26 protein-coding genes are annotated in these 24,025 nt (G+C 58.0%); 12 read left to right on the top strand and 14 right to left on the bottom strand.

Features of this window, described 5'->3' with window-relative positions; translation table 11 throughout:
- Positions 1-22 precede the first annotated feature (22 nt).
- A complete protein-coding gene (locus tag DXY38_RS04035; protein WP_115070584.1) occupies positions 23-361 on the top strand; it encodes a P-II family nitrogen regulator in 339 nt (112 codons plus the stop codon).
- On the opposite strand, the gene DXY38_RS04030 is transcribed toward DXY38_RS04035, so the two are convergent.
- Positions 350-1,168, bottom strand: a complete 819-nt coding sequence (locus DXY38_RS04030) for a TlyA family RNA methyltransferase (RefSeq protein WP_115070583.1) — start codon at positions 1,166-1,168, stop codon at positions 350-352. The genes DXY38_RS04035 and DXY38_RS04030 overlap by 12 nt on opposite strands.
- 98 nt (positions 1,169-1,266) lie before the next feature.
- On the opposite strand from DXY38_RS04030, the gene DXY38_RS04025 reads away from it, so the two are divergent.
- The 4 genes from DXY38_RS04025 (at position 1,267) to fumC (ending at position 4,385) form a co-directional block, all read left to right on the top strand.
- On the top strand, positions 1,267-1,530 hold the full coding sequence (locus tag DXY38_RS04025) for a hypothetical protein (RefSeq protein WP_115070582.1): 264 nt from the start codon (positions 1,267-1,269) through the stop codon (positions 1,528-1,530).
- Positions 1,531-1,595: 65 nt separating this feature from the next.
- The gene (gene purB, locus DXY38_RS04020; RefSeq protein WP_115070581.1) at positions 1,596-2,891 is read left to right on the top strand and encodes an adenylosuccinate lyase; all 1,296 of its coding nucleotides are present in this window, start codon (positions 1,596-1,598) and stop codon (positions 2,889-2,891) included.
- Positions 2,892-2,895: 4 nt separating this feature from the next.
- Positions 2,896-2,997 carry an adenylosuccinate lyase gene (locus DXY38_RS04015; protein ID WP_115070580.1) on the top strand — a complete coding sequence of 34 codons (102 nt, stop codon included), beginning with the start codon at positions 2,896-2,898 and terminating at the stop codon, positions 2,995-2,997.
- Positions 2,994-4,385: a class II fumarate hydratase gene (fumC, locus tag DXY38_RS04010; RefSeq protein WP_115070579.1), complete on the top strand. Its 1,392-nt coding sequence runs from the start codon at positions 2,994-2,996 to the stop codon at positions 4,383-4,385. Before DXY38_RS04015 ends, fumC begins: the two co-directional genes overlap by 4 nt.
- A gap of 5 nt (positions 4,386-4,390) precedes the next feature.
- Here the strand turns inward: fumC and DXY38_RS04005 are convergent, their stop codons facing one another.
- Positions 4,391-7,126: an RNA helicase gene (locus DXY38_RS04005; RefSeq protein WP_115070578.1), complete on the bottom strand. Its 2,736-nt coding sequence runs from the start codon at positions 7,124-7,126 to the stop codon at positions 4,391-4,393.
- 48 nt (positions 7,127-7,174) lie between these two features.
- On the opposite strand from DXY38_RS04005, the gene DXY38_RS04000 reads away from it, so the two are divergent.
- The 6 genes from DXY38_RS04000 to bioA are packed head-to-tail and all read left to right on the top strand — an operon-like array spanning position 7,175 to position 11,970.
- A complete protein-coding gene (locus DXY38_RS04000) occupies positions 7,175-8,332 on the top strand; it encodes an aminotransferase class I/II-fold pyridoxal phosphate-dependent enzyme (RefSeq protein ID WP_115070577.1) in 1,158 nt (385 codons plus the stop codon).
- A 9-nt stretch (positions 8,333-8,341) separates the two neighbouring features.
- Positions 8,342-9,067, top strand: a complete 726-nt coding sequence (locus tag DXY38_RS03995; RefSeq protein ID WP_115070576.1) for an alpha/beta fold hydrolase — start codon at positions 8,342-8,344, stop codon at positions 9,065-9,067.
- Complete coding sequence (locus DXY38_RS03990; protein ID WP_115070575.1) at positions 9,064-9,819, top strand: methyltransferase domain-containing protein; 756 nt, start codon at positions 9,064-9,066, stop codon at positions 9,817-9,819. The genes DXY38_RS03995 and DXY38_RS03990 overlap by 4 nt, the downstream gene beginning before the upstream one ends.
- Positions 9,816-10,481, top strand: coding sequence for a dethiobiotin synthase (gene bioD, locus DXY38_RS03985; RefSeq protein WP_115070574.1), 666 nt, complete (start codon positions 9,816-9,818; stop codon positions 10,479-10,481). The genes DXY38_RS03990 and bioD overlap by 4 nt, the downstream gene beginning before the upstream one ends.
- Positions 10,478-10,633, top strand: a complete 156-nt coding sequence (locus DXY38_RS13645; RefSeq protein ID WP_006854349.1) for a hypothetical protein — start codon at positions 10,478-10,480, stop codon at positions 10,631-10,633. The genes bioD and DXY38_RS13645 overlap by 4 nt, the downstream gene beginning before the upstream one ends.
- A 44-nt stretch (positions 10,634-10,677) precedes the next feature.
- Positions 10,678-11,970, top strand: a complete 1,293-nt coding sequence (bioA, locus tag DXY38_RS03980) for an adenosylmethionine--8-amino-7-oxononanoate transaminase (protein WP_115070573.1) — start codon at positions 10,678-10,680, stop codon at positions 11,968-11,970.
- A gap of 4 nt (positions 11,971-11,974) precedes the next feature.
- On the opposite strand, the gene DXY38_RS03975 is transcribed toward bioA, so the two are convergent.
- Both DXY38_RS03975 and DXY38_RS03970 read right to left on the bottom strand, forming a co-directional pair.
- The gene (locus tag DXY38_RS03975) at positions 11,975-12,211 is read right to left on the bottom strand and encodes a DUF3143 domain-containing protein (protein WP_038014464.1); all 237 of its coding nucleotides are present in this window, start codon (positions 12,209-12,211) and stop codon (positions 11,975-11,977) included.
- Positions 12,183-12,713 carry a J domain-containing protein gene (locus tag DXY38_RS03970; RefSeq protein ID WP_115070621.1) on the bottom strand — a complete coding sequence of 177 codons (531 nt, stop codon included), beginning with the start codon at positions 12,711-12,713 and terminating at the stop codon, positions 12,183-12,185. The genes DXY38_RS03975 and DXY38_RS03970 overlap by 29 nt, the downstream gene beginning before the upstream one ends.
- A gap of 62 nt (positions 12,714-12,775) precedes the next feature.
- Between DXY38_RS03970 and rsmG the strand changes: the two genes are divergently transcribed.
- On the top strand, positions 12,776-13,540 hold the full coding sequence (rsmG, locus tag DXY38_RS03965) for a 16S rRNA (guanine(527)-N(7))-methyltransferase RsmG (protein WP_115070572.1): 765 nt from the start codon (positions 12,776-12,778) through the stop codon (positions 13,538-13,540).
- On the opposite strand, the gene DXY38_RS03960 is transcribed toward rsmG, so the two are convergent.
- The 10 genes from DXY38_RS03960 to DXY38_RS03920 form a co-directional block, all read right to left on the bottom strand.
- Positions 13,516-14,733, bottom strand: coding sequence for an aldo/keto reductase (locus tag DXY38_RS03960; protein ID WP_115070571.1), 1,218 nt, complete (start codon positions 14,731-14,733; stop codon positions 13,516-13,518). The genes rsmG and DXY38_RS03960 overlap by 25 nt on opposite strands.
- A 6-nt stretch (positions 14,734-14,739) precedes the next feature.
- A complete protein-coding gene (locus tag DXY38_RS03955) occupies positions 14,740-15,180 on the bottom strand; it encodes a ferredoxin (protein WP_115070570.1) in 441 nt (146 codons plus the stop codon).
- Positions 15,173-15,565, bottom strand: a complete 393-nt coding sequence (locus DXY38_RS03950) for a DUF1257 domain-containing protein (RefSeq protein ID WP_006854356.1) — start codon at positions 15,563-15,565, stop codon at positions 15,173-15,175. Before DXY38_RS03950 ends, DXY38_RS03955 begins: the two co-directional genes overlap by 8 nt.
- Complete coding sequence (locus tag DXY38_RS03945; protein WP_115070569.1) at positions 15,565-15,768, bottom strand: DUF2997 domain-containing protein; 204 nt, start codon at positions 15,766-15,768, stop codon at positions 15,565-15,567. Before DXY38_RS03945 ends, DXY38_RS03950 begins: the two co-directional genes overlap by 1 nt.
- Before the next feature lie 75 nt (positions 15,769-15,843).
- Positions 15,844-16,653, bottom strand: coding sequence for a HEAT repeat domain-containing protein (locus DXY38_RS03940; protein WP_006854358.1), 810 nt, complete (start codon positions 16,651-16,653; stop codon positions 15,844-15,846).
- Between the two features lie 24 nt (positions 16,654-16,677).
- Positions 16,678-16,803 carry a hypothetical protein gene (locus DXY38_RS14070; RefSeq protein ID WP_255321986.1) on the bottom strand — a complete coding sequence of 42 codons (126 nt, stop codon included), beginning with the start codon at positions 16,801-16,803 and terminating at the stop codon, positions 16,678-16,680.
- A 32-nt stretch (positions 16,804-16,835) separates the two neighbouring features.
- A complete protein-coding gene (locus DXY38_RS03935) occupies positions 16,836-18,599 on the bottom strand; it encodes a sodium:solute symporter family protein (RefSeq protein WP_115070568.1) in 1,764 nt (587 codons plus the stop codon).
- Between the two features lie 33 nt (positions 18,600-18,632).
- Positions 18,633-19,673, bottom strand: a complete 1,041-nt coding sequence (gene rlmN / locus DXY38_RS03930) for a 23S rRNA (adenine(2503)-C(2))-methyltransferase RlmN (RefSeq protein ID WP_115070567.1) — start codon at positions 19,671-19,673, stop codon at positions 18,633-18,635.
- On the bottom strand, positions 19,670-19,822 hold the full coding sequence (locus DXY38_RS03925) for a high light inducible protein (RefSeq protein ID WP_115070566.1): 153 nt from the start codon (positions 19,820-19,822) through the stop codon (positions 19,670-19,672). The genes rlmN and DXY38_RS03925 overlap by 4 nt, the downstream gene beginning before the upstream one ends.
- Positions 19,823-19,884: 62 nt before the next feature.
- The gene (locus tag DXY38_RS03920) at positions 19,885-23,982 is read right to left on the bottom strand and encodes a DNA-directed RNA polymerase subunit beta' (protein WP_115070565.1); all 4,098 of its coding nucleotides are present in this window, start codon (positions 23,980-23,982) and stop codon (positions 19,885-19,887) included.
- Positions 23,983-24,025: the final 43 nt, after the last annotated feature.

Here is a 24,025-nt window from a genome sequence, read left to right as displayed (position 1 = left end):
AGATCGATTACTCAACAATTCCATGAAAAAGGTCGAAGCCATCATCCGTCCCTTCAAGCTTGAAGATGTCAAGTTGGCTTTGGTTAATGCCGGCATCGTCGGCATGACCGTGAGCGAAGTGCGCGGATTCGGTCGTCAGAAGGGGCAAGTGGAGCGCTATCGCGGCTCTGAATTCACTGTTGAGTTTCTGCAGAAGCTGAAAGTTGAGGTGGTGATCGACGATGCCCGCGTCGATGATGTGATCAACGCCATTGCAGAAGCAGCAAAAACAGGCGAGATCGGCGATGGCAAGATTTTTGTCTCCCCAGTCGAAACCGTGGTGCGCATTCGCACAGGCGATCGCGACAGTTCAGCCCTCTGATTGCAGGGTGTCCTGAACCACCTTCCGAACCACTTCATCAGAGAGGTGGTCTTGATCATGCTCGCCTAACCACAACAAGTACTCGTGGTTGCCGGCTGGGCCGGTAATCGGAGACCCCACAACTCCCTGGGCATTCCAGCCCTGGGAGTGTGCCGCGGAGATCACTGATGCAATTGCATCCCTGTGAGCCAAACCATCTCGCACCACCCCGCCTTTCCCCACCCGTTCGCGTCCCACCTCGAACTGAGGCTTAACCAACACCAAAGCTTCGCTTCCCTGCGGTTCCAACAAGGCGCGAATCGCCGGAAGCACGAGTGCCAAAGAGATAAACGACACATCCGCGACAGCCAGGGTGGGAAGAACGTCATCAGGCCCGTACAGCTCAGCTGCGCTCAATCGGCGCAAATTGGTGCGCTCCCTGAGCACAACCCTTTCATCCGTGCGCAAACTCCAGGCCGTCTGGCCATAGCCAACGTCGATGCCATACACCTGACGGGCACCATGTTGCAGTAAACAATCGGTAAAGCCACCCGTCGAAATTCCTCCATCAAGGCAGGTGCGCCCCTCCACCTCGACAGGGAAAGCCTCCAACGCTGCCAGCAACTTTTCACCCCCTCTCGACACAAACCGCGGAGGCTGCTCCACGATCAACGCAAGATCGAGCAAAACCGTTTGACCTGGCTTATCGAGCAGCTGGCCGCGATGGTCTCTGACCTTGCCGGCGCGAATGAGTTGTTGCGCTTGCTGACGAGATGCCGCCAAACCCAACGTCAGCATGTGGAGATCTAAACGCTGTTTACGAGCCATTTCGACATAAAAGCACCGTGAAACCGAAACAAATACCGGAGTTCCTCCCCGAGTTCCGCAGACCTCCCTGAAGATCTTCGCAAGCCGCACGCAAGTCCGTGTCAGCCAACAACGTCTTCAATATCAAAAGCGGACGCCGCCCATCCCTTCGGGCCAGATTCTGTCGCAAGTCCAGCGAGGCTTCGAACCGCGTCCTCGAGCTCTTGGCTCCAGGCTCATTTGTCACCCTCGATAACCACCCCAAGGATCTCCCCCCCTTTCAAGTGATCGAATGTCGGGGAGGCCTGTGCTGGGTCCGTCAGCAAGCCTGGGGACAGAACGTTCAGTGGGAAGTGGAGCATCGCCGCCTCACCTCTGCTTAACGCCACACGCCATATCCCAGCCTTCAGCGCCATACATTGGTTGAGTTGTCGCCACGCGCTGGCCCTTGATCGAGAGATACACCCTGCCCGAGATGGGCGAGATCTGGACAGACCGGGCCAAATACCAAAGTTGGCTGGATGTTGAGGTTGCAGCCTGTGAGGCCAACTGCAGGCTTGGTCGTGTCCCCAAGGACGCGATGCAAACGATTCGCGAACAGTCGGCGTTTGAACCGGAGCGGATCCTTCAGATCGAGGCCGAGGTTCGCCATGACGTGATCGCCTTCTTGACCAATGTGAACGAGCACGTTGGCGATGCCGGGCGTTACATCCACGTCGGCATGACCAGTAGTGACGTCCTCGATACGGGCCTGGCGCTGCAGTTGAAAGCCTCCGTCGCTCTCCTGCGCCAAGAGTTGGCGGCCTTGGACGCCGCGATTGCCAAGCTGGCGGTGGAACACAAGGCCACCGTGATGATCGGCCGTTCCCACGCGATCCATGGAGAACCGATCACCTTTGGCTTCAAGCTGGCTGGCTGGCTGGCTGAAACCCGCCGCAATGGTGAACGTTTGGCTCGCCTGGAGCGTGATGTGGCCGTAGGCCAGGTGAGCGGAGCGATGGGCACCTACGCCAATACGGATCCAGAGGTGGAGAAGATCACCTGCGAGATTCTCGGCCTCACTCCCGACACGGCGAGCACCCAGGTGATCTCTCGCGATCGCCACGCGGACTACGTGCAGGTGCTGGCCCTGGTTGGGGCCTCGCTCGATCGCTTCTCCACCGAAATTCGCAACCTGCAGCGCACCGATGTTCTGGAGGTCGAAGAAAGCTTCGCTAAAGGGCAAAAAGGCAGCTCGGCCATGCCCCATAAACGCAACCCGATTCGCAGCGAACGGATCAGCGGGTTAGCGCGCGTGCTGCGCAGCTATGTGGTGGCGGCCCTGGAAAACGTGGCTCTCTGGCACGAACGTGACATCAGCCACAGCTCTACAGAGCGGATGATGCTGCCGGACTGCTCTGCAACCCTGCACTTCATGCTGCGAGAGATGACCGCCGTCATCTCTGGCCTCGGGGTTTACCCAGAGAACATGGTCCGCAACATGAACGTCTACGGAGGCGTGGTCTTCAGCCAACGGGTCCTGCTCGCCCTCGTGGATGGGGGAATGAGCCGGGAGGATGCTTATCAAGTGGTACAGCGCAACGCCCACAGCGCTTGGAACACCAACGGTGGCGACTTCCGCGCCAACCTTCAAAGCGATCCCGAGGTGAGCAACAAGCTCAGCGCAGATCAATTGGCGGAGTGTTTCAGCACCCAGCTGCATCAGGCCAATCTGGGAGTGGTCTGGGATCGACTCGGCCTCTGAGTCAATGTTCTGGACGCCCTATGCCGACTGGATTTACGTGGTGGTGAGCGTCAGCGGGATGCTGCTCATCATCGTGCTGGTGCTTCGCCCTGACGCCAAGTCATGACCCAAACAACTAGGACTGAACACGACAGCATGGGACCGGTCGAGGTGCCAGCTAAAGCCCTCTGGGGGGCACAGACCCAGCGGTCTCTCCAAAACTTCGCCATCAGCGATGACCGCATTCCTGTTGATCTGATCCATGCCCTAGCGCAGATCAAACAAGCGGCAGCAATCGTGAATGCTCGCCTGGGAGTGTTGGATGACAGCCGACGCGACCTGATCGTGAAAGTGGCGAGTGAGATCGCCGAGGGCCGTTACGACGATCAATTCCCCCTGAGGGTTTGGCAAACCGGTAGCGGCACCCAAACGAACATGAACGTCAATGAGGTGATCAGCAACCTGATATCCCAGGGCGAAGGAGAGCCCTTAGGCAGCCATCAGCCTGTTCATCCAAACGATCATGTCAACCGTTCTCAGTCGACCAACGACGCCTTCCCGGCAGCGATCCACATTGCTGCTGCCGCCGGCATCCAACACCGACTGCTGCCGGAAGTCCAACGACTCAGCGAGACGTTCGCCGCGAAGAGTGAGGCCTGGCAAGACATCGTGAAGATTGGCCGCACCCACCTGCAGGATGCGGTGCCGCTCACCCTTGGCCAAGAGGCCTCAGCCTGGCGCGATCAACTCGGCAGTGCCGGAAAGCGCATTGAAGCAGCGCTGCAGGAGCTGTACCCACTCCCGCTCGGCGGCACCGCCGTTGGAACAGGCCTAAACGCCCCGGAAGGATTCGCCGACCTGGCAGCGACTGAACTGGCGCGGCTGAGCGGCTTGCCCTTGGTCTCGGCTCCCAACAAGTTTGCGGTGATGGCAAGCCATGACGGGCTGGTGAATGCCATGGGCCAGCTGCGACTCCTCGCGGTGAGCTTGCTCAAGATCGCCAACGACCTCCGTCTCCTCGCCTGCGGCCCACGCGCCGGCCTAGCGGAACTGCACTTACCTGAGAACGAACCAGGCAGCTCGATCATGCCTGGCAAGGTGAACCCCACGCAGTGCGAGGCGATGGCCATGGTTTGCACCCAGGTGATCGGCCTCGATGCAGCCGTTGCGATGGCCGGTGCCGGAGGCCACCTGCAAATGAATGTCTACAAACCCCTGATCGGCTTCAACCTGCTGCAAACCATCAAGCTGCTCACCGATGCCTGCCATTCCTTCCGAGTGGCCATGGTGGAAGGCATTGAACCCAACCGCAGTCGCATCCAACGCGATGTAGAGCAATCCCTGATGCTCGTCACTCCACTGGCCCCTGTGATCGGTTACGACAAGGCCAGTGCGATCGCAAAATACGCCCACGAGCAGGGGACAAGCTTGCGCGATGCAGCCCTAGAGCTGGGCTATGTGAATGCGACGGAGTTCGATCGAATTGTCGATCCCGCGGCGATGACACACCCTTAACCCGTTCAGGCAGCCCGCTCCGTGGCCGCATTGAGACCGCTGGATTCGGCAGCCGCGGCCTTGAGCAGCTGATCAGCCTCCGCCACAGGGAAGCGATTAATCGCGGTTAAGGCCGCACGGGCGTTCTTGCGCAGCTGCTCACTAATCGCCTCGCAGTAAGGCACCTGGGCCAAGAGATCCACCGTGCGGCGCATGATCCGCACCACATCTCCCTCATCCAAAGAGGTGTTAGCGATCAGATCATTCCAGGTTGTCCCCTTGGCCCAAGCCTCCACCAATCCCATCAATTCAGGCTCCCACCAAGCTGGCACCACCACCTTGAAGCGCTCCTGAGCCCGCAAAAGCTCCCGACGGATCCCCGATAAATCATGCAGGGCCTCTTCTGCAAGAGGAGGGGCCGGGAATGCGCTCCAAAGATCTGGCCGATTCACCTCCGTGCTGATGGCCTCAAACACTGCGGCCAGTTCTGCTGGAGGCAACTCGTCGAGATGACCGCTCATCAGTGCCAGGCCAAGCCAGAGCTCGTTGTCGCCACGAAGAGCGGCAACGGTGCGACCGATCTCCGTAGGTTCCAACGCATCCAGGCAGCCAAAGTGCCGCAAGATCTCAATGAGAGCCAAAAAGGTCTCCCAGTGCCGGTTGGAGCGGTGATGGAGCAATTGCTCGCGCTCACGAATTTCATGCTCAAGATCTTCCATGCGTCGCCGGTGCTTCTTGAGTTGCTTGCGATCCCCCCAGCGATGAGCCGGATGCTCTTCCAGCTCATCTTCCAACTCCTTGACGAGGCGCACTTGCGACAACACTTCGCCAGCCAAGTCGTACTGAGCGGTGGTCATGTCATGACGCCTTGCCATATGAGCCACCGCCAAAGCCAAACGGCCACTGTCCTGATCGCCATGACGGAGCTCACCAGAACGGCTGAGATCAGGCGACGTCACGCCATCAACCTGCAAACAACTCAATTCCGCATGCAAACTCACCACCCCCTGGCAGGGCAACAGGATCCAGACGTTGTCCTGCGTTAGGCAAAGCAACAATGGGAACTGCCCTGGGCCATCGCATTTCTCCACGATCACGGCCGGCGTGACCCCTCCTCGCAGCCGGGGAGATTTAAGGCTCACCAACGTTCCAACGCTTGCGAACTGGAGGGCAATCGTGAGTTCGTGGGCCAGGGTTTCTTCTGCCTGCTGCTGAAGAATCCTGAGCAGACGCCTCTCCTCGCGGACACGGCCACGCTGTTTTTCGTATTCCTCAAAGTCTTCCCAAGGCACGTCACCAGCCGTGCCTTGCAGTTGGGCAAGCTGCATCCGCAACGCACCCAGATGGTCTTCTTCCTCCACCAAATCCAAGCTGGCGAGGTAGCGACCAAAGCTCCGCTCCACCAGCTCTCTGGCCTTGGCTAAGTCATGTCGCTGCAGCAGGTTGAGCACCATGCCGTAGCTGGGGGTGAATTGACTCACCAAAGGATCAGAAGGGCTCGTGGCCAGCTGAGCCGCCTCACGCACCCCCTCAAATCGACTCTGAACAGTCACCACATAGCCCTGGGTATCTAAGCCTCGACGGCCGGCGCGCCCAGCCATTTGCAGAAATTCACTGGCCATGAGGGGGCGATGCCCCCGTTCGGTGCGCTTCGAAAGGGATGCGATCACCGTGCTGCGCGCCGGCATATTGATGCCCGCTGCCAATGTTTCGGTGGCAAACACCACCTTCACCAACCCCTGCTGAAACAACTCCTCGATCAGCTCTTTCCAAGCAGGCAGCACGCCAGCGTGATGGGATGCGATCCCGCGCAGCAAGGCATCAGCATGCAGACCATCGCGAACGGCCTCCGGATTTGCGGCTGTATAAGCCTCAAGCCGGTCCCGAATAATGGCTTGCTCGGCCTCGCTGACCAGGCACTGCACCCCTAGGTCGCGAACAGCCTTGTCACAACCACGGCGACTGAAGATGAAATAGATGGCGGGGAGCATCTCCCGTTGCGCCATTTGCGCCACCACAAAACTGATCGGCGGTGCTTCCGGCTGAGGCGGTCTTGGCGAGCGACCTTTGCGCTTGTGCCCTTTTGGCGCACGCCAAACCTTGCAATTGGGATGGATTCCAGTCCCCTGATCATTCAAAAGTGGATGGAGCCCCTTCGCACTACAAAAACTGAACTGCAGAGGCACAGGACGAAAATCACTGAGCACCAGACGCGTTGGACCGTGCACCTTCTCGATCCAATCGGTGAGTTGCCCCGCATTGGCAACGGTGGCGGACAACGCCACCAGTTGGACAGAAGGCGGACAGTGAATGATCGATTCTTCCCAGACGGTTCCCCGCTGGGAATCATTCATGTAATGGCACTCATCGAGCACGACCGACTCCACATCGGCAAGCGGATCGTCATGCTCATCCGCTTCTGCATACAGCATGTTGCGGAAAATCTCGGTGGTCATCACCACCACCCGTGCCTCGCGGTTAACGCTCAGATCACCGGTCATCAGGCCAACATTTTCAGCCCCAAACTGTTCACGAAAATCGCGCAGCTTTTGATTAGATAAGGCCTTAAGCGGTGTGGTGTAAAAGACCTTTTGGCCATGGGCAATGGCCCGATGAATGGCGTACTCGCCCACCAGCGTCTTGCCTGATCCCGTGGGCGCACTCACAACAACGGAATGCCCTTGATTCAAGGCATCAATCGATTCCAACTGGAACCCATCCAAAGGGAATGGGAACAGCTGGGAAACATCCGGTGACACCATGGTTGGATCCTAGGGATTGTGCGAGCAGAGAGCAGCAAACTGACTCCCATGAGCAGCCCTTCTCAAGCACGCCGACGCCAGCTACGCACCTGGAGCCCCAATCCAGATGGATCGGGGCTGCTGCCGGTCAACGCAACCGATCAAGGCGGTGAAGCGTCGCCCTGTCTGGTGGATTTAGCCAGCAATGATTACCTCAATCTGGCTCAGCACCCAGAGCTCATCGCGGCAGCGACAGAAGAAATCAAACGAAGCGGCGTGGGGGCCGGTGGGTCCAGGCTGGTGAGCGGCAGCCGCCCGGTGCATGACCAACTCGAGCAAGAGCTCGCGCACTGGTTACATCGAGATCGCGTTCTGCTCTACCCAAGCGGCTTTCAAGCCAATCTTGCCGCCGTTCTTGCCCTTGCCGACCGCCATACGCCAGTTCTGGCGGACCGGCTCTGCCATCACTCCCTCCTCACAGGCGTGCAAGCCAGTGGTGCCAAGCTTCAGCGCTTTGCCCACAACGACCTCATCGATCTCAACCGCAAGCTGGAGCGATGCCGGGATCGACACCCAGGGCAGCAACCCTTGGTGATCACAGAAAGCCTGTTCAGCATGGAGGGCACCAGTCCCAACCTGAGTGCCATGGCAGAGCTCTGCTCCAGCCATGCTGCCCGACTCCTGGTCGATGAAGCCCATGCCCTGGGCGTCCTGGGGGATGGGGGACGTGGTCTCAGCCATGCCTTACCGACCAAGGCCGTCACCCTGCTCAGTGGCACCTTCGGCAAAGCCTTTGGAAGCGGCGGTGCGTTTCTGGCCTGCGATGGAGATCTCGGCGAAACCCTGCTCCAAACCAGTGGCGCCTTTCGCTACACCACAGCGTTGGCACCACCCCTTGCCGCGGCCGCTCTCGCTGCATTAACGCTGATGCAACGCCATCCCCATTGGTCGACAGAGCTCATCGCAACGAGCCAACACTGGCGCTCCGCTCTCGCTGCCGCTGGTTGGACGCGTCCAGGTGGGGTCGGTCCGATTCTGCCCCTGGTGATCGGTCCAGACCAAGCAGCCCTCGACCGTCAACAAACCCTGGAAGCCGAAGGGCTGTTGAGCATTGCCATCCGCCCCCCCACCGTGCCCGAAGGAACGGCACGACTCCGTCTGGTGGTGCGTCGGCACCTGCCCGATGGGACATTGGACGCACTGCTGCACGCCCTTTCTTTGGGCTGATAGGACCCGATGAAACAGGTCATCGCCATGCATGGCTGGAGCGGAGACAGCCATTCATGGGTGTCCTGGATCCGGCATTTCAACCATCACCACTGGTCTTGGCAAAGCGGTGAACGGGGTTATGGCAAACGCCAGGAGCACATGCCCTTTTGGCAAGACGATCAAGAGCCAACAGAACGGCAACGCCGCGTGGTGATTGCTCACTCCCTAGGACCGCATCTGCTCCCGGATGCCGTGCTCGCCCACGCCACCGATGTGGTGTTGCTGGCAAGCTTTTCCAGATTTGTGCCGCAAGGAGCCAAAGGTCGCGCTCTCAAAACAGGCTTGAAGGGCATGCGCCGCTGCCTTGGTAGCGACGCTGAAGCCGAGATGCTCACGAACTTTTTGAGGCGGGCGGCAGCGCCATCGCCAGCAGATGGCCTTCCACGCGGCCCCATCCATGAGGGGCTGTCGCCCGAGGGCCGTCAACGCCTAACCGACGACTTGGATCAGCTCATCGCCAGCGCAGAGTTACCGCCAGGGCTGCAGGCATCCAGCAGAGTGCTGGTGGTCGAAGCAGAACAAGACGCCATCGTGGTGCCTGCCGCCAGACAAGAACTGCGCGATGCCGTTCAAACCCGCCTGCAGCATCCAGCGGAGCACTGGTTCATGCCCGGCAGCGGGCATGCCCTGTTGGTGCCAGATCTTCTGATACGCATCCAACGCTGGCTTGATCAGCCCCCTGAAGAGCGATGAGCAACACCTGGGGAGCGAAGGTTCTACAAAGCTTCGATGGCGCCGCAAGCGATTACAACCGGGCCGCCCGTCTGCAAGCGGCCATGGCCTGGCGACTCGCCTGGCACTGCCAGCGCTTACCCATTCCATCAGGACGGTGGTTGGATCTCGGGAGTGGAACGGGATTGCTTGCCGATGCCATCGAACAACGCAACCCCGGCAGGGTGGTGGAGCGCATCGATGGCAGCCCGTCCATGCTGGCCCGCAACTCCCGTCCAGACCACACGCAGCTGTGGGATTTAAATCAGTCCCTCCAAGCCTGGGACGACGCTCCAACGCTGATCGCCTCCAGTTTCTGCCTCCACTGGTTGTCCGATCCCGGCACAAGACTGCAGCACTGGTTCGAGTGTTTAGCCCCAGGTGGCTGGTTAATCGTGGCGCTGCCGGTTGAAGGCTGCTTCCCGCAATGGCACACGGCCGCACGCCAAGCGGCCGTCCCCTGCTCAGCACTGCGCTTCCCAACCAGCGAAGCGTTGATGGCGTCGTTACCCAAACAGCAGATCAGACACCAACAGCAGCTCCGCTTCAGCGAACAAGCGAGCCAGATCACAACTCTGCTGCGGCCCATGCAAACCATTGGCGCGGGCAGCAGCACGCGCTCCGCTCTCAGCGTGAAGCAATGGCGTCAGCTGAGCGCCCACTGGCCTGAGCGTTCTGCTCAAGGGCAAGTCAGATTGACCTGGTTGATCCAACTCCTGGTGCTCGAGCGATGAACACGCCTCCGCTTCGATTGGTGATTTGCGGAACAGACACCGATGTCGGGAAAACGATTATCAGCGCCCTCTTTGTTCAAGGCTTAGACGCCACCTATTGGAAGCCGGTCCAAAGCGGAACCGAAGGCGGTGGTGATCGTCAACGGGTGATCGATCTTCTCGAGCTTCCACAGGAGCGATGGCACCCAGAAGCCTATGCATTTCAAGCTCCCGTCTCTCCGCACTGGGCTGCGGAACGAGAGGGAAAATGCATCGATCCAGACCAGCTCCAACTGCCAGCCATCGCTGGGCCATTGGTCGTGGAGACCGCTGGAGGCCTGATGGTGCCACTCACACGCCAGTGGTTACAAATCGAACAATTGGAACGCTGGCAGCTTCCGGTGGTGTTGGTAGCCCGAAGTGAACTGGGCACCTTGAACCACACGCTTCTCAGCCTCGAAGCCCTAAGGGAACGGAACATTCCGATCCTTGGGCTGGTGATCAATGGACCTGCCCATGCCGACAACCCCCGCACCCTGAACGAACTCGGCCAGATTCCTTTGCTGTGCGAATTACCACCGCTCGAACAACTCAATGCCGCAGCCTTAGCGAGGCAATGGCATGTTCAGAACGTGAAAGCTAAGGTCGAAACCGAGATCAATCGTTTACAGGCTTCGAGATGAATCGCCGTCAGACCGGAGCCGCCGTGGCTGTAGCCCTCCTTTGCGCAGGGATTTTGGTGTTATTCACCGACGTCGAAGTCGGACTGGTGCGTTGGTTTAACTGTGGCCCGATCGCTACGGAAGCAGAACAAAACAGTGAGATGTGCCGCTGACCTCAGCACAGACGAATCCATCCACTGGCAGCTGCGACGACGAAGTGCCTCAGAACCACCATCCCCACCTTTGGCCTCCGTTCACCCAGGTCTCGACAACGCCTCCTTTAGAGAGAGTGCTTCGAGGAGATGGTGCCCTTCTTTATCGCGATGAAGGGCCTCCGTTAATCGATGCAATCAGCAGCTGGTGGGTCACCTTGCATGGGCATGCCCACCCCCATGTCGCAGCTGCCATCGCTCGTCAGGCCGAAACCCTTGAGCAGGTTATTTTCGCTGAATTCACGCACCCTCAAGCGGAACTGCTCGCCGATCGCTTAGCAGCCAAAACCGGATTGGAGCGGGTGTTTTTCTCCGACAACGGTTCCACCGCCGTTGAGGTGGCACTCAAAATCGCGATTCAGTGGTGGCACAACAAAGGAGAGCCAAGGCAGCAGGTCATCGCATTCGACGGCGCGTATCACGGAGATACGTTTGGAGCGATGGCCGTCGGAGCGCGCAGCCTGTTCAGTGAACCCTTTGACCCCTTGTTGTTTCCGGTCGCCCGCATCCCATGGCCGGCAACTTGGTGGGACGACGATCAGGTTGAACAGCATGAACAAACGGCCCTGAACCAGCTAGAACAAGCCCTCAAGACACCCACCGCGGCGGTGATCCTCGAGCCGCTTGTCCAGGGCGCGGGAGGAATGAGCATGGTGCGTCCAACCTTTCTGCAAGAAGTAGAAAAGCGTGTTCGCAACGCTGGAACCTTGTTGATCGCCGACGAAGTCCTGACAGGATTTGGTCGTTGCGGTGATTTTTTGGCGACCCAACGGGCGGGGGTCAAACCCGATCTCGTCGCGCTATCCAAAGGCCTGACCGCTGGATTTCTTCCCATGGGAATCACCATGGCCAGCAGCGCTGTTTTCGACGCCTTCGTTGGCAAGGACCCCAGCTTGACGCTTTGGCATGGCCACAGTTTCACCGCCAACCCCCTGGGGTGTGCGGCAGCGAACGCCAGTCTGGATCTCCTCGAAGCAGAACCAGAGAAATACCTGGGGTTTGAGGCGAGACATCGATCACGCCTAGAGGGATTGGCACGCCTCCCAGGCATCAAGCGTGTTCGCGTGACAGGGACCATCGCAGCCTTTGATCTCGTCGTCACAGACGCAGAGGGTTACCTCAACCCTGCTGGAAAAGTGCTGCGCCGGCTGGCGAGAGACCGGGGCGTCCTGATTCGGCCTCTTGGTCAGGTGGTGTATCTGCTTCCACCGCTTTGCATCAGCGATGAGCAGCTCGATCACTGCTACTCCGTGCTCCAGGAAGCACTCGACCTTCTGCAAACACAAGCAACGAACTGAGTTCTCAGGGCCCTAGACGCAGGGCCGCCTCGACATCAGCGCGGGACAATCCATAGGGGAACACGCAGGGGCGAGGCGCCTCATTCGGACTCCAGATCACCGCGAGATCCGTTTGTTGCAGACGGATCTCAGCCGTCCATCCCTCCTGCTGCCATGACCAGCCACACGGATCGTTGTCTAGTCGCTGCGCTCCAAGCTGCTGGAGCCAATGCTCAAGAGCTTGGAGCGAGTGCTGATTCAAAGGAGTTTCGGCTGGAGGCATCGACACCATCAAGGACATCCCTAATCAACGGCTCGTCTTGAGTCTGCTCGGCCACCAGCCAACTGGGCTGAACCTGAAGCTCCATGCCCCGACTCCAGGCGACCCCAACTCCCAGCGATAGGCACAAAAGCAAGGCCCCGAGCAACATCAACAGCGACAACCACTCCCCTCCTGAGAGGGGTCGCCGCTCACCAATCGCCGTTGTAGAAGACACGGCTGGGGATGGCAGCGGCGCGTGCTGCTGTTGCCAGAGCTGATCCTGCTGGATTAATTGAGCGTCATAGAGCCGCCGCAACGAGGGATCCGCCAACTGGTCATAGGCCTCACGCAACAGCTGAAATTGGCGCGCTGCTTCCGCGGCCGGCAAGGTCGTGGTGTCGGGATGAACCGACTTACTGAGCCGTCGAAAGGCGCGACGTAGCGTCTCGGCGTCGACTCCACGGCCGACTCCCAACCGTTCGTAATGGGTCGAGGCCGACATCAGGTCTTCTTCGAGCCGAATCACAAAGGTGCATTGTAGGAAGAGTCGCTGCCCTGGCAGCCATGCCAGAAGCAAACACCTTTTCTGAGGCCGGGCCTGACCTATGGCACTGCCTGGGTTGGCAACCCAATGACACCCAGCTCTCGCAACTCAAAGAGCTGCAAGCCCTGCTGCGCCATTGGAACAGCAGGGTGAATCTCACCCGTTTGGTGGAGAACGAAGAGTTCTGGATCGCCCAGGTCTTTGACAGCCTTTGGCCTCTTGAAAAGGAGCTACGCACCCCCGATCTGACCCGTCGCTGCATCGATGTAGGAACGGGAGGTGGGTTCCCTGGACTGGCTGTCGCCATCGCCCTACCCGGAACCACGCTCACCCTTGTCGATTCCGTCGGCCGCAAAACTGCGGCGGTGGAAGCCATGGCCAACGCGCTTGGCTTAGGAAAGCGCGTGGACGTGCGCACCGAGCGCGTAGAGGTGACCGGTCAGGAGCGGGCTTGTCGTGGGACGTTCGATTTAGCGATGGCCAGAGCCGTCGCCACACCCCCGGTGGTAGCGGAGTATCTCGTGCCCCTTTTGAGCCTTCAAGGCCAGGCGCTGCTCTATCGCGGCCATTGGAGCGACGACGACGAAACAAACCTCAAACGAGCCTTGGTTACACTCAAAGCCAAACTTGCCGACTGCAAGCAAATCAACCTGCCAGCCGGTCGGGGGCTGCGCACATTGATTCGAATTGAGCCTTTGGCACCTTGCCCCAAGAGCTATCCCCGAACCGTTGGACTCCCCAGCCGTCTTCCCCTCGGGACTCAGGCTGACGACAAGCGTTCCTGAGGAACGCCGCCCACCCGTCTCTTTAACCCCCTCAGGATGCCTGGAATCGTTTCAGCCCAGGGGCTTTGGTTCAAAACAGAACGGAGCTCACTCTCGCTGACCTCCTGATCAAAAGCATCGGCGTTCGCACCAGGAGCCCAATGTCCTGCATGACCCAGAATTCCATAACGCGCCTGGGCATAACTCTCTAGATCCCAAGCTTCCATCAAATTGTGGAGCCAGAGCAACACAGGAAGGTTGATCCCCCCTGGCGTGTCTTTCCAATGGGGCAACCCCTCACGCCAGGTCATCAGCCAAGGTTCACCAAGAGCCCGCAGAGCTTGCGCATGCAAACGGTCTTGAATCGGAGCGATCAGCCCTTCAGCGCTATCGAGTTGCCCCACAGCTTCAAGATGAAGATCAAGATCACCCGGCCTGGATGCGCCAACACTGATGGTGTGAACGCGGGGATCACGCAGGCAGAACAGATCGTTAAACACGATCGGGTGCAGGGGAGCGCAAAGCTGCTTCAAAAGCAGTGAAGGGGTATGCAGATGGCCACCTTTATCGGTGGGGCTAATGATGAACACACCCATGTCGTGACGTTGGGCTGCGTTCAACGCCGGTTCGTTGTCTTGCCGGATGTAATACCAATGCAAGTTCACGTAATCGAAGGCATCGGAGTTGATCGCAGCTTCGATGACACTGGTTTCGCCATGGGTCGAGAAGCCCACATGGTCGATCCGACCCTCTCTCTGCCAGCGGCGGACCACCTCCATACAACCCCCTGGTCGCAGCGTTTGCTCCAGATGATCCAAGCGGTTGATGCCATGGATGGCCAGCAACTCAATGCGCTGAACGTTTAAGCGCTCCAGGCTGAGTTCAAGCTCGGCTTCAAACACCGCAGGGTCCTCCCTGGGCGGCACCTTCGTTTGAAGGATGCGATCTGGATCAGGGGCAAGGGGAAGGGCCCAGCCCAGTTGTCGTTCGGAGCTGCCGTAATGACGCGCGGTTTCCAGATGGTGAAACCCAAGCTCTACCGCACGGCGGAGGGTGACCTCCACCGTGCGTTGAGACTCCTGAGTAATCCCGTTCGCCTCAAGATCCGACCAGCTTTGCTGAAAGCGCATGCCCCCCAGGGACAAAACGGGCATGGCCAGCTCTGTGCGACCAAAGCGTCGTGTTGGCAAAGCCGGGAAAGCCAGGGATGACATCGCAGTTCAGTCTTGAGACTGCCGAGGAAGAATCCGTCTTGGACGAGCCGGTGAGGGAAGACCTAGGGGAAGAAGCTCCTGAGAATCCAGCTGGGCTTGGAGGCCCTTGAGGTCATCAAAGGCAACCCAGTGAATGCAGTCCACAGGGCAGGTTTCAATCGCCTCTTGAATGCGCGCAGAACTGTCACCGTCCTGGCGAACCGCACGGGAGCGCCCCAAATTCGGCTCAATGATGAAGGTGTTGCAGGCCACATGAGCGCAGTACCTGCAACCAATGCAGACAGCCTCGTCCACCCAGACAGCTTTTTCGGCGAGGGCACCACCCAGTACGGGTTCCATGCCAGTGGATTGCTGATCCTCCTCAAGGGAGGAAGCGCTGTAAGCAGCAGCGGGATTACCGGTCGAGTCGTTCACGGATTGCCCCCCCGCCCGCTGCGAATCAGGCATCCCAACGGGTCACGACCAATTCGATTGATCCATCCTGGCAATCGCGCTGTTCGGCAACAGCGAAGCCCTCGGTGAGGGAAGCCTTCAACACCGTGTTGAGGGCATAGCGCTGGGTGAGACGAGACAAAAATCTCTCAACTGGCATGGACTGGCGCCACAAATCCAGATCGGTCACGAACTCATAGGCACCATTGGCTTCGTTCCAAACGAACCCAAAATCAGCAGAGTCCTGAACGGTCACCGATAGCTCAGCCTCCACGGTTTGGCCGCGATATCCGCGAACGGAATGACCTCCCTGTTTGGGCTCATAACCAAGATCTTCAAGAGCGGAGACCAAAGACTCCCGCTGGCGAAGTTCGGTTTTGACAGTACTGAAATGGGACATCAGGAGGGCTCGACGAACTGGGACTGGGACTGGGTTTGGGTTGTGACGTAGGCATCAGACGTTGGCTGCCGGCGTTCCACCGTGCCTAAAACTGATTCCAACCGTTCCGTCAGTTGCAGACAAGCGTCGCCTTCAACGCCTTCCACCTGCTCCTCGACACGGCCATCCGGACGAATTCGGAAACGAAGCGTGCTCTCAGGCATGCACCAGACCCAACGATGAATAGATGTTAAAGGCGAGAACGCGAAGCTGATGGGGGGTCGTGTCAGTTCGTCCGATCAGCTAAACAATCCCTCGTCCATCAAGGTCTGCAGTCGATCCAAAACATCGGGGGATTCCATCTGCTCAAGAGCCGTACGGGCTTCATCGCGAACAGACCTTTCACAATCTTGCAAAAGGGCACGCACAAACACCTCGATCACCTCAAGGCGACGGGGCTCAACAAGATGCTCCAGCAGGCGGCCGAGAGCCCAGATGCAATTGCTTCGCACCACGGGTTCACTGTCGATTCGCAAGCTAATCAGCAACTGGCCAGCCGCCGGATCGGCCTTTGCCGCCGAGGTCACACCGGCTTCAGCAAGGGACACCGAAGCCCACAAGCGCACCGCTGCCACATCGGTTTGCAAGGCGCGAATCAAGGGATTCAACACCGGTGCATCGGGGTAATTGCCAAGGCTCCAGGCCGTGGCTTTGCGCACATAGGCATTGCTGTCATCTTGCAGCAATTTCAAGAGGGGCCCTACAGCGGGGGGGGAGGGATTCCGGCCGAGGGCGTAGACGGCGCTCATCCGCACAACGGGGCACACCTCTTCCAGGAGAGGCAGGAGCAGTGGAACCGAGCGGGGATCTCGATGTTCACAAAACACGCGCAACCCTTGGAGCCGCTGGTCATGCCCTTGCTGCAACCAATTCAGGGCCTCGTCACACTGGCGAATGGCCTCTAGGGCGTCCTGCTCTGGATCGTCGAGATCGATTTCATCGAGGGGATCACCCACCTCTTCTGCTTCAAGCTCACGGGCGAGCACATCCGGATCGATAGCCAGATTGGCCACACGTGGTTCACGATCCAGGGGCAGGCGATCGGTCATGGCATTGATCGTAGAAGCATCAGGTCAACTGACCGGAGCTGGCGCAAGCATGTCACCAGGCAACCAGATGCGAGCGCTCACTGCAAACAAAGCGAGGCCAAATAAAGCCACGATCAGAACAGGAAGGATGGTGCTGCGAAAAAAACTCACGGTTCCGGTTTTCAGTCCATTGTGAAGGGTGACTAAACGGCTAGACGGGAATGCCGCCCGCGCCAGAGCAGCGAGAGGGAGACAACCGTGAGGATCAAACCGGACCAACCGGCCACTTGCTGATGGAGAAGGAAGGCACCCGACCCGAGCAGCGCCCCAAACAGAACACAACTACTCAGCAAAAAACGAGTGAGCAGATCTTGCAGCGATTCAGAGGCCTCCACCTCACAGCGACGCCGCCAACGACTCCAGCCAGGCCCCGGGGGCTGAACGCGCTGCACGAACCGCTCCAGCACCTCCGCTGATTCCGGCGGGGTGATCAACATCACCACCACCCAAACCACAGCGGTGATGGCCGTGGTGACCATCAATCTGAGCCCGTAGTCCGAAATTTGAAGAACGGGAATCACAGACGTGGCCAAGCCAACAAAAAATCCACACACCATCGATGACAGCTCTGCTGCGGCATTGATGCGCCACCAGAACCAACGCAAGACCAGGACCACTCCAGGGCCCGTACCGATCGCAATCACCAACCGGAACACGGTGCCGATGCTGTCACTGATCAAAGCCGTTAACACCCCTAACACCAACAAAAGAACGCTGGTTGCCTGTCCCACCAAGAGCAGCTCTTTCTGAGAGGCGTCAGGCCGGACAAAACGCTGATAGAGGTCATGGGTGAGATAACTCGCGCCCCAGTTCACAGATGTGCTCACCGTGCTCATAAAGGCCGCCACCAAGGAGACCACCACCAGGCCAAGCACCACAGGGGGGAGGTAGGCCAGCGCCAAAGCCGGATAACTCAATTCCCAGTCGGCCTGATCGGGCAGCAGCACCAGAGCCGCTAAGGCCACCAACACCCACAACCAGCTGCGCAGCAGGTAATTGACCACCAGAAACACCCAGCCCGCCAACCGCGCCTGGCGTTCATCGCGGGTGGCAAGCATCCTTTGAATGAATTCACCACCGCCATCACTGCGTCGGAAACTCCACCACTGCACCGTGAGGTAGGCCAAGAAGGTGGAAGCACTGATGCCCGCCCCACCAATCCAATCGAAACCAGCATCGGTCCATCGCCAAGGAACCAGTGACAACACCTCGGGACGACCCAAATCGTTGAGGCTTGTCAGCAGAGCATCCATGCCACCAGCGGCATGGATGGCAGCCCAAGCCACAGCAAAAGCGCCCAGCATCGCCAAAATCAGCTGAACAAAATCAGTGATCACAACGGCCCAAAGGCCACCGGCCACCGTGTACACGAGGACCAAAACAGCCACGATCATGAGCAACAGGACCGTGTCGGGGAGACCGCCGAGTGCTGGTACGGGCTGATCGGACACAATCCCTAGCGCTTGCACCACCTTTCGCATCGCCAAGAACGCATAGCCGATGCCGATGCAATTGATCGGAAGAGCAAGCAAAAAGGCTTTTGTGCCCCGCAGCCAAGCCGCCGTGGCTCCTCCATAGCGGAGTTCGGTGAAGGCAGCGTCTGTCATCACACCGCTGCGCCGCCACAGCGGCGCAAACACCACCGCCATCGCCACATGAGCAAGGCCAAACCCCCACCACTCCCAATTCGCCGCCAGCCCTCTGGTTCCCACCAAACCGGCCACGTACAACGGTGTGTCGATAGAGAAGGTGGTGGCCGCCATCGAAGCGCCTGCCAACCAACCGCTCAAGCTGCGCCCAGCAACGAAATAGTCCTCTTCACCCTGATTGCGTCGAGCCAACCAAAGCCCGAGGAACAAAGTTCCGATTAGGTAAAAGACCAGCAAAAACCAGTCAATCGGTGCCATCGGATCCAATCAAGTCTGCTTCTGCAGTCTCCTCTAGGACCGTCGATTGCGACGCAACTGTCCACAAGCTGCATCCTGATCCAAACCTCGGCTAGCTCGCAAACTCACAGCAACGCCACGACGCTCAAGGACTCGCCGAAACCCCTCAATCCTCTGAGCCGTTGGTCGCTGAAACTCCTCTTCCTCAATGGGGTTGTAGGCAATCAAATTCACATGGCTCTGGAAACCACCCACCCGATCAGCGAGTTCGGCTGCGTGGTGCGGATGATCATTAACCCCACCAAGCAGGATGTATTCAAAACTCACCCGCCGTCCCGTCTTGTGGAGGTAGTAACGACAATCATCCAGAAGTGCGTCGTAGGGATAGGTCTTCGCCGTAGGAATCAACTCCTCCCTCAACGCTTGGTTGGGTGCATGAAGGCTCACAGCCAAGGTGAACTGAGCCCGGCCCAACTGTTGAAGCGCTAAGTCAGCAAGGCGAGGCAGAGTGTGCGGCACTCCCACTGTGCTCACAGTGATCCGACGTTGACCGATGCCCAGATCGTCATTGATGCAACGAATGGATTCGAGCACAGCTTCAATGTTGAGCAAAGGTTCACCCATGCCCATAAACACCACATGGGAAGGACGACGCTCCATGACCTCTCGGATACTGAGCACTTGGGCAACAATTTCATGCCCTGCAAGTGAGCGTTGCAAGCCTCCCTTACCAGTAGCGCAAAAACGACAGGCCATCGGGCATCCGACCTGGCTCGAGACACAAACCGTGAGGCGTTGATCGGTCGGAATGCCAACCGTTTCCAAGGTCTCGCCGTCCTCGGTGCCCAACAGCAATTTGGTGGTGGCATCAGCTGCCACCCGTCGCTCTTGCTCATGCAAACGACCCACTGACACCCCCTCCTCTTGAAGGGATGCGCGCCAAGCTTTGGGGAGCACCGTGATGCCTTGAAGATCCCGTGCCCCCTTGGAGTAAAGCCAATCGTGGAGCTGCCGGCCACGAAAGGCAGGCTGGCCCTGGGTGACCGCCCACTCTTCCAGCTCGGACTTACTTCGACCAAGAAGCGCGCTGATCACCAGATCAACAAGCCGTGACCAATTTTGAACTCCACAACCAACAAGGCGATGAAGCCGAGCATGGCGGCACGACCATTCAGCTTTTCAGTATGGGTATGAAACCCAAAACGGGGAAGTTTCCGCTTTGGGATCACAGAGGGCTCAATCATGAGCGAAGTCGGTAAGGATCAACAGTTTGAAGCGGCAGGGGCGGCTCATGCGAGCGAGAGAATCATTCATCGCTCAGGAGACCCTGCTCCTGAAGGTTCTCCACCGCAGCTGGGTCAAGAACTTGCTCTTCAGCAAGCTCGTTATCGGCATCTGGACGGGTAAAGGCAGCAAAATTGCTGGCCTCTGCCTCAATTCCATGCCTGCTGCGGGTGGCCTCTAAATCTGCGGCGCTGGGATCATCCAACAAAGCAGTCGATTTGGCGGCAGGAGCTGCCGGCATATCAACGGTGTAATCAGGGCGAAGATTCTGCATACGGCGGTAACCAGCAGGATCCTCGGAGAGGATATCGGGATGAGGACCGGCTTCCGCTCTCAACTCCTCTTCAAAACCACTGAAGCCAGTACCTGCAGGAATCAAACGACCGATGATCACGTTTTCCTTGAGACCACGCAACCAATCGCTCTTCCCTTCAATCGCTGCTTCGGTGAGCACACGCGTGGTTTCTTGGAAAGAAGCCGCCGAAATGAAGCTGTCGGTGTTGAGCGATGCCTTGGTGATACCTAGCAACACTGGTGTGAATTCAGCAGGCGCTCCACCTGTGATTGACATCGCCTGATTGGTGTTTTCCACCTGGCGGAGCTCGATCAACTCTCCGGGGAGAAGCGTGGTGTCACCGGCATCTTCGATCCGAACTTTGCTGGTCATCTGACGAACAATCACCTCAATGTGCTTGTTGTGAATCGACACTCCCTGCGACTTGTAAACGTTCTGGACTTCAGTCACAAGACGGTGCTGAAGCTTGGCAATCGCTTCCTGAGCTGCATCCATTAAGGGCTTGCGGCTGCGCAGGTCCTCGAAGAAGCACTCAAGCAACTCATGGGGATTGATAGGCCCGTCTGTCAGAAGTTCACCGGCGTTCACCTGCTGGCCATCACTCACCATCACGTTCCGGCCAAGAAGGATCGGGTATTCAGCGATCGCATCATCCGATTCGATCACGGTCACCGTGGTGAACTCGTCGTCTTCACCCTGTTTGATTTCTACGGTTCCTGGCTTTTTGCAAAGGATCGAAGACTCCCGGGGGCGTCTTGCCTCTAACAACTCCTCAATTCGAGGTAGACCCTGAACGATGTCACCGGTTTTCTGTCGTTCAAAGACCAGAAGAGCCAAGCCATCACCGCGCTGAACGAGATCTCCATCGCGAACATGCAACAGCGAGTCGGGCGAGATCATGTAAGGACGCCCCAGACGCATAGTGACGGAGTTGGCGCTCACCTGCTCAACCTCACCACAACAATCAGAAGGCTGTCCCTGAGCCAGTTCTTCACCATCAACCACACGCTGTCCAACAGTGACGACGGGGGATCCAGAGGTGTTGATCGTGATTGTGTCTTCAGGCCTTTCAACGATCAAACGACGCACGGGCTCATCTTCTGTGGCTTCTGGCATCTCAGCCACACCGGCCTGCTTGCAGAGAATCTGTGTGGTTGCAACAACATCACCAGCCTTAACGGACTGTCCGTCCTCCACCTGTAGTTCAGTGTGAGTGGAGCCATGGCTGGAGTCTGAAATGGTGTCACGACGCACCAAAATGCTTTCCAGAATTACAAGTTGAAGGCGCTCAATCGTTTTAGCCCTCTTATCAGGAACCGCTTCCACATCCACGGTCATTTGTGGAGTGGTGTCAAACGTTTCCAACATCAATTGAGTGCGCAATAACTCAACACCCTCTACAGATTTGACCAACTCGTTGTCTTTGAAGGCCAAACGTTGTGTTGCCTTGATCCCGAGGTGGGGTCCATTGGGCTGCTTGACATGACCCAAATCAGGAAGCTGGGCCTCATTAGGGATCGTGTATTCCTCCACAGGGCGGAGTAGCAAACCAGTGCCCTCAGGAGTTTCAACCGCCTGCACAAACACCATCGCGTCGGTGCTGATGCCCTTGGCAATCGCTTCACCGGGATTCACCATGACCCCATCGCCCTGGAAACGCTCGAGCACCTTCTTCTCAGTGCAGAGATGGAAACTGCCGCTACGAACAATAATCTCGCGAAGAATATCGTTCTTTTGAGTCACACTCACGATGCCTGCAGTCTGGCTGAAGATATCCTTCACCACTTCGGTGCCGGCTTCAATCCATTGACCGTCAGTAATCATCAACAAAGAAATATCTTTGTTGATTTCATGCGTTTCCTGAGGGATCCACAACAAGGTGCCGCCCTTATTGACCTCATAACCATTTTTGGCAGAACGAGCTTTCTTAATGGCAAGTCCCGGTGCAAATTTGACTAGTCCACCGGTTTGTGTGCGGAAGCGATCATCAGCAAGTTCGGCTACAACTTCTGCGTTGCCGATTTTGCTTCCAGGGATTGTGTTAAGGCGATAACGCGTCCCGTCCTTCGCTTCAAGATTCCAGATCTCACCAGCATGGGTTGATTCGCCGAGAAGTTTGAAATCGCGGAGCGTCATGGAAGTGGTAACAATCTGCACCTCACGCGAATCACCCAAGGCTTCGCGCAAGCGAATCGCACCGCCATACTCACTGGCTTGACTGGCTTCAGCAAGCACCTGAGCCGGGATGACGGACCCGCCTGACGAGACAACGGGGCGCGCATTTGGCGGCAAGTTATAGACATCACCAGCAAGAACCCACATCCGGCCAAGACGCTGAGCTTTGTGCGTGATGTTGCCCTGCCTGTCAGTCACCTCGCGGGGCTGAATCGTGGGGTCGTAGCTGACCTGACCTGCCAGATCGCAGATCACATCTTTGGTGGCTTTCTCAACGCTCTTCATTACGGCACCAGCCGCAATGGTTGCCACCGTCACGTCAGAGGCGATCTTCTGACCGTCGTCAACAAACAGAAGCGAACCCGTGGTGATTTCGATCTTCTGTGGCTTACCACTTCCATTGGGCTTAATCGTTAGCGAGAAGTCCACATCGGACTGCTGTGCATTCACACCATGGGGTGTGCGGTAAGGACGAACTCTCGCCTTTGAGCCAAATTCAACGGTGCCTTCCACTTTTGAACGCACAACGCCACTCTCAGCCGTTGACACGCCACCGGTGTGGAACGTTCTCATGGTGAGCTGGGTACCAGGCTCTCCAATGGATTGAGCCGCGATGATTCCAACCGCTTCGCCCAAGTCAACCAAGTGATTGTGGGCAAGAGCCCAGCCGTAGCACTTACGGCATACGGAACGATTGGCCTCACAGGTGAGCGGAGAACGCACCGTCAGCGCGGAGACACCGGCAGCTTCAAAGCGTTTTGAGAGAGGTGGATCGATTTCACTGTTGCGCTCAGCGATTACCTCACCATCAGCCCCAAGCACCTGATCAGCAGTCAATCGTCCGACCAAGCGATTGCCAAAACGACCGTCCTCTGCCTTCACCATGATCGAGCGCATGGTGCCGCAGTCGTCCTCACGAACAATCACGTCTTGGGCGACGTCCACCAAACGGCGGGTGAGGTAGCCAGAGTCAGCCGTACGCAGCGCGGTATCCACTAGTCCCTTACGGGCGCCGTAGGAAGAGATCACATATTCCGTGACCGTGAGTCCCTCACGGAAATTGGTGCGGATCGGAAGATCAATGATCTCCCCTTGGGGGTTCGCCATCAAACCGCGCATGCCCACCAGCTGACGGACCTGGGACATATTGCCCCGAGCCCCAGAGTTGGCCATCATCCAAACCGAGTTGAGCGGATCGTTTTCGTTGAAGTTCTTTTTGACAGCGTCAACCAAACGCTCGTTGGTCTCCGTCCAGGTGTCGATCACCTTGGTATGACGCTCAACCTCTGTGATGACACCAAGGCGGTATGACTCCTCTGTCTCCGTAATCAGTTCTTCAGCCTGAGCGAGCAGATCTTTCTTTGCAGCGGGAACCTTGAGATCGTTTACCGAAATCGAAACAGCAGCCTGAGTGGCGTACTTGAAACCCAGATCCTTCAGTTGATCCGCCATCGACGCGGTAACAGCCGTTCCGTGATTCTTAAAGGCCCATGCAACAAGTTCTTTTAGGACCTTCTTATCAACAACGCGGTTACGGAAGGGAGGAGGTGTTTTAGAAAGTGCACGGGACTTAGCAAAAGCAGCGGCTTCTGCCTTGGCAGCCTTGGCGGCTTTCGCAGACTTGCGGGATTTGGAGGGTGTAGAGGTCATGACAGCGCTTAAACAGAAGGAAAGGGAAGGCTTTGTGAGAGGG

Origin of the sequence: Synechococcus sp. UW179B (assembly GCF_900474245.1) — a bacterium.
Lineage (GTDB): Bacteria > Cyanobacteriota > Cyanobacteriia > PCC-6307 > Cyanobiaceae > Synechococcus_C.
The sequence above is the reverse complement of the archived record's forward strand: the minus strand, read 5'-3'. Positions and strand labels throughout refer to the sequence as shown.